The organism is Kitasatospora sp. NPDC007106, assembly GCF_040634455.1.
Taxonomy (GTDB): domain Bacteria; phylum Actinomycetota; class Actinomycetes; order Streptomycetales; family Streptomycetaceae; genus Kitasatospora; species Kitasatospora arboriphila.
The window spans coordinates 1-1,650 of sequence record NZ_JBEYFP010001123.1 but is presented as its reverse complement, the minus strand read 5'-3'; the positions used below and the strand labels follow the sequence as shown (position 1 = coordinate 1,650).

Sequence of the window (1,650 nt, the reverse complement as noted above, 5' to 3'; positions counted from 1 at the left end):
CCGGCGGGCGCCGTCCAGGGTGTGGTCCAGCGGCTTGTCCACGTAGACGTCGACGCCGGCGGTCAGCAGCTGCTCGACGATCGGGACGTGCTGGCTGGTGGAGGCGTGCACGAAGGCGGCCCGGATCCCGCTGTCGATGACCTCGCCGAGGTCGGTGTAGCGGTGCTGGATCCGGTGGGCGTCGCCGAGGCGGTCCAGCTTGGCGCGGTCGCGGGTCATCAGCCGCAGGTCGAGGCCCGGCTGGGCGGTGAGCACCGGGAGGTAGGCCTTCTGAGCGATGTCGCCGAGGCCGATCACCGCCACCGGCAAGGGTGCGGGGTCGATGTCGTGGTCGTGGCTCACGGGCTCTCCTGCTGAGGGTGCGGTGGCCCCCTTGCCGGGTGGTCGGGGCCGGGCCGCCCAGCAGCATATGCCAGCCATGCCGTTGAGCAGTCCGGATACCGGAGATCGAGCCCGACGGACCGTCAGATTCCGGTGCTGCCGTGGTGCGGGCACCATGGAGGGACACGGGAGGAGGCGCGGCGATGGTCGAGCGGACGGTCGGCGGGGACGGCGTCGAGCTGTGCACCGAGTCCTTCGGCGACCCGGCGGATCCGCCCGTCCTGCTCGTCATGGGCATCGGCGCCTCGATGCTCTGGTGGGAGGAGGGCTTCTGCCGGCTACTCTCCGGAGGCCGCCGCTTCGTGATCCGCTACGACCACCGCGACACCGGCCGCTCGACCACCTACCCGCCGGGCCGCCCCGGCTACACCGGCGCGGACCTGGTCGCCGACGCCGCCCGGGTGCTCGACGGCCACGGCATCCCGGCCGCCCATGTCGTGGGCGTCTCGGCCGGCGGGGCGCTCGCGCAGCTGCTCGCGCTCGACGACCCCGGCCGCGTCCTCTCCCTCGTCCTGATCAGCACCTCCTCCGCCGTGCCCGGCGACCAGGCGCTGCCCGCGCCGGCCGAGGAGCTCATGGCCTTCCTCGCGGCCGCGGGCCCCGGTCCCTCGGACGCCGACGCACTGGTCGGCCACCTGGTCGCGTACGCCCGCCTGCTCTCCGGGGGCCGGCGTCCGTTCGACGAGGCCGCCGTCCGGGACCTGGCCCGCCGCGAGGTCGGGCGGGCCCGTGACATCGCCGCCGCCCGCAACCACGACGCGCTGCCGGAGGGCGGCCCCACCCGGGCACCGCTCTCCTCGATCGCCGTGCCCGTGCTGGTGGTCCACGGGACGGCCGACCCGATGTTCCCGCTCCCGCACGGCGAGGACCTCGCGGAGCGGATCCCCGGTGCGCGGCTCCTGACCCTGCCGGACGCCGGCCACGGACTGGACCGGGCCGACTGGCCGACGGTCGTCCGGGCCGTCCTCGACCACACCGCCGCCGCGGAGGACCCTGCCGGGGCGGACCTCACCGGGGAAGACCCTGCCGGGGAGGGCCCGGCCGGGTGAGCGCCACCGGCTCGCCGCTCAGGCCCGGAGGAACTCCAGCACCGCCAGGACCCGCCGGTGGGTCTCCTCCGCCGGGGGCAGGTCCAGCTTCATCAGGATGTTGCCGATGTGCTTGCCGACGGCCGCCTCGGACACCACCAGCTCGCGGCAGATCGCCGCGTTGGACCTGCCCTCGGCCATCAGCGCCAGCACCTCCCGCTCGCGCGGCCCTCGTCGGCCT

General features: G+C 75.2%; 3 protein-coding genes. 1 reads left to right on the top strand and 2 read right to left on the bottom strand.

Annotated features, from left to right (window positions below; all coding sequences use genetic code 11):
• Window positions 1–342: Gfo/Idh/MocA family oxidoreductase (locus ABZ641_RS36380; protein ID WP_359988790.1), on the bottom strand; the 342-nt coding region annotated here is incomplete at its 3' end.
• Window positions 343–524: 182 nt separating this feature from the next.
• Here ABZ641_RS36380 and ABZ641_RS36375 point away from each other — a divergent pair.
• Complete coding sequence (locus ABZ641_RS36375; protein WP_359988788.1) at window positions 525–1,430, top strand: alpha/beta fold hydrolase; 906 nt, start codon at window positions 525–527, stop codon at window positions 1,428–1,430.
• An 18-nt stretch (window positions 1,431–1,448) separates the two neighbouring features.
• Here the strand turns inward: ABZ641_RS36375 and ABZ641_RS36370 are convergent.
• Window positions 1,449–1,650: helix-turn-helix transcriptional regulator (locus tag ABZ641_RS36370; protein WP_359988786.1), on the bottom strand; the 202-nt coding region annotated here is incomplete at its 5' end.